Consider the following 2,929-nt stretch of genomic DNA (forward strand, 5'->3'; position numbering starts at 1 on the left):
ATGCGCGGTGTTACGCCCTGCCGGCGGCAGTAGTCATCGATATAGCGGCGCGTGGCAAACCCCGCATCGAGCAGGACCAGCGGCTGCTCGAACCCTGCCGACCGATTCACCTCGGGCGAATCCGCCCGCACCACCACGCTCAAGGCCTCGGCAAACAATGCCTCACACTCGATATCCGGCCCGTGCTCGCCGGCAAAGCCGATGCCGATATCCAGCAAGTCCTCGCCCAGCGCGGCTTCGATGCGGTCCTGGGTCAACTCTTCGACGCTCAAGGTAATGCCTGGGTACAGCCCATGGAACCGCGCCAGCAACGGGCCGATCAGGTAGGCGGTAAAGGTCGGGGTCATCGCCAGGCGCAGATGCCCGCGGCTCAAGTCCTGTACGTCATGCATCGCACGGGTGCCGGCCTCCAGGTCCTGCAAGGCCAGCCGGGCAAAGCGAACATAAGCCTGCCCCGCATCCGTCAGGCTGACGCTGCGCCCGGAACGATCGAGCAGCGGCGCGCCCAAGGTGTCTTCAAGTTGCTTGATCTGTTGTGACAAGGTCGGCTGCGACACATGCAGCGCCTGGGCCGCGCGGGTGAAATTGCGGTGCTCGGCAACGGCCAGCAAGTAACGGATATGGCGCAACAGCATCAACGACGCTCCAACTATAGGCAGGGCTTATAGAAACCATAATAAGCCGGTCTTGGACGCTATAGACGAAAACTTCCATCCTTGCCCCATCAGCCACGCAAGGAGAAACCCTCATGCAGCACCTCATCGACGGCTTTCGCAAATTCCAGCGCGAAGCCTTTGCCGAACGCAGCGACCTGTTCAAACACCTGGCCACCACGCAAAACCCCGGCACGCTGTTCGTGTCGTGCTCCGACAGCCGTGTGGTCCCGGAACTGCTGACCCAGCAGGAACCCGGCGACCTGTTCGTCATCCGCAACGCCGGCAATATCGTGCCGTCCTACGGGCCGGAACCGGGCGGCGTATCGGCCACGGTCGAATATGCGGTGGCGGTACTCGGCGTAAGCGACATCGTGATCTGCGGCCACTCCGACTGCGGCGCAATGACCGCCATCTCCACCTGCACCTGCCTGGACCACCTGCCTGCGGTAGCCAACTGGTTGCGCCATGCCGAGTCGGCCAAGGTGATCAACGCCGCCCGCCAGCACGTCTCGGACGCGGCGCGCCTGGATGCCCTGGTGCGTGAAAACGTGGTCGCTCAATTGGCTAACCTCAAGACTCACCCATCCGTCGCCCTGGCGCTGGAGCAAGGCCGGCTGAACCTGCACGGCTGGGTATACGACATCGAAACCGGTGGCATCGACGCACTGGACGGACGCAGCGCGCGCTTCGTGTCCCTGCTCGAACACCCGACCACCCGCGCTCACGCCGCCTGAACCTATTCAATCCAAGAGGACTTCATCATGCTGCAATCGAACTTTTCCCAAACCCCTCGCCTGGCCCTGACCGACACCGTCATCGACCTCAAGGCGCGCAAGGACCTGTCCTGGCAGGACCTCGCCGACGGCACCGGCCTGAGCCTGGCCTTCGTCACCGCCGCCCTGCTCGGCCAGCATCCGCTGCCCAAGGACGCCGCCGACGTGGTGTGCGCCAAACTCGGCCTGGACGAGGACGCCAGCCGCCTGCTGCAAAGCGTGCCCCTGCGCGGCAGCTTCCCCGGTGGCGTGCCGACCGATCCGACGATGTACCGGTTCTACGAAATGCTGCAGGTCTACGGCTCCACCCTCAAGGCCCTGGTGCATGAGCAGTTTGGCGACGGCATCATCAGCGCGATCAACTTCAAGCTCGACATCAAGAAAGTCGAAGACCCGGACGGAGGTTCACGCGCGGTAATCACCCTGGACGGTAAATATCTGCCAACCAAACCCTTCTGATCGTTCGCCGAACCGTCTACGCTCTTGTCATTCCAACAAGACCGAGGGACGGGTAGATGAACGCACTGCTACGACTCGCCTGGCTGCTGCTGTTGTGCGGCAGCCAGGTGCACGCCGACACGGCCAATGACGCCGACGCTCAAGCGGCCAAAGCGTTGCTGGACAAGGCCCTGGTTTACTACCAGAACAATGGCGACAAGGCGTTGGCCGCTTTCAGCCGCCAGGGCGAATTCATCGACCAGGACCGTTACGTCTTCGTGGTCGACACCAAAGGCGTGCTGCTGGCCAGCGGCGGCCCCTCCTCGGCCTTGATCGGACGCGACGTGTCCGAAGTCCTCGGGCCTGACCTGCAAGCCTCGTTCAAACACGCCATCAGCGCGCCCGAAGGCCAGGGTATCCAGCAGGCCGATTATCGCTGGCAGAACTGGAATGACGGCAAGGTCGAACACAAGCACGTGTTTTACCAGCGGGTGGGCGAGCGCATCCTGGCGGTCGGCTATTACCTGCCACGGGCCACGCCGGAGCAGGCGCGGGCGCTACGCAACAAGGCGGTGAACGCGCTGGTGAAGGACGAAGCGGGGACGCTCAAGGCGATCAACTCATTGCAGGGTGGTTTCCTGCAGGATGATCTCTACGTGTTCGTGGTTGACCTGGATACCCGGCGCTATGTGGCGCACGGCACCAACCTGCGTTTGATCAATACCGATTTCGCCAAGGTCAACGACCCGGATGGCCGGCCTGTCGGGGAGCCGATCCTTGCGTTGATGGGGGAACAGGATCAGGGCGAATATAAATACCGCTGGAAGAACCCGGTAACCGGGAAGATTGAGAATAAGCATGCTTATGTGCGCAAGGCCGGGCATTTGATGGTGGCGGTGGGGTATTACAGCCCCTGATGCGTCTGGCGGGTACCTATCCTGCCGCGGTAACGGATATGTACGCTGTTGGCTTTGTGTGGGAGGGGGCTTGCTCCCGATGGCGGCCTCTGGGCCGACCAGGATGTTGGATCAGATCGAGTACATATCCGTTTCTGCGGTCACG

The 2,929-nt window shown here is 62.4% G+C and carries 4 protein-coding genes; 3 read left to right on the top strand and 1 reads right to left on the bottom strand.

All coding sequences use genetic code 11. The features are described from left to right. Positions 1 to 635: transcriptional regulator CynR (cynR, locus tag BFP90_RS19080; protein ID WP_065897706.1), on the bottom strand; the 635-nt coding region annotated here is incomplete at its 3' end. A 113-nt stretch (positions 636 to 748) separates the two neighbouring features. Between cynR and BFP90_RS19085 the strand changes: the two genes are divergently transcribed. From BFP90_RS19085 to BFP90_RS19095, 3 genes are read left to right on the top strand one after another with little or no spacing between them, the layout of a single operon-like run. After that, complete coding sequence (locus BFP90_RS19085) at positions 749 to 1,390, top strand: carbonic anhydrase (protein WP_065897707.1); 642 nt, start codon at positions 749 to 751, stop codon at positions 1,388 to 1,390. Positions 1,391 to 1,417: 27 nt separating this feature from the next. Beyond that, positions 1,418 to 1,888: a cyanase gene (cynS, locus tag BFP90_RS19090; RefSeq protein ID WP_065897708.1), complete on the top strand. Its 471-nt coding sequence runs from the start codon at positions 1,418 to 1,420 to the stop codon at positions 1,886 to 1,888. A 56-nt stretch (positions 1,889 to 1,944) separates the two neighbouring features. Beyond that, on the top strand, positions 1,945 to 2,784 hold the full coding sequence (locus tag BFP90_RS19095; RefSeq protein WP_065886298.1) for a cache domain-containing protein: 840 nt from the start codon (positions 1,945 to 1,947) through the stop codon (positions 2,782 to 2,784). The last annotated feature ends 145 nt before the right edge of the window (positions 2,785 to 2,929 follow it).

This window comes from Pseudomonas sp. 24 E 13, from assembly GCF_900004715.1.
Lineage (GTDB): Bacteria > Pseudomonadota > Gammaproteobacteria > Pseudomonadales > Pseudomonadaceae > Aquipseudomonas > Aquipseudomonas orientalis_A.

What these genes read in the sequence shown, in the direction of transcription:
- BFP90_RS19085 (WP_065897707.1), top strand. Translation starts at nt 749, where the DNA reads ATGCAGCACCTCATCGACGGCTTTCGCAAATTCCAGCGCGAAGCCTTT.
- cynS (WP_065897708.1), top strand. Translation starts at nt 1,418, where the DNA reads ATGCTGCAATCGAACTTTTCCCAAACCCCTCGCCTGGCCCTGACCGAC.
- BFP90_RS19095 (WP_065886298.1), top strand. Translation starts at nt 1,945, where the DNA reads ATGAACGCACTGCTACGACTCGCCTGGCTGCTGCTGTTGTGCGGCAGC.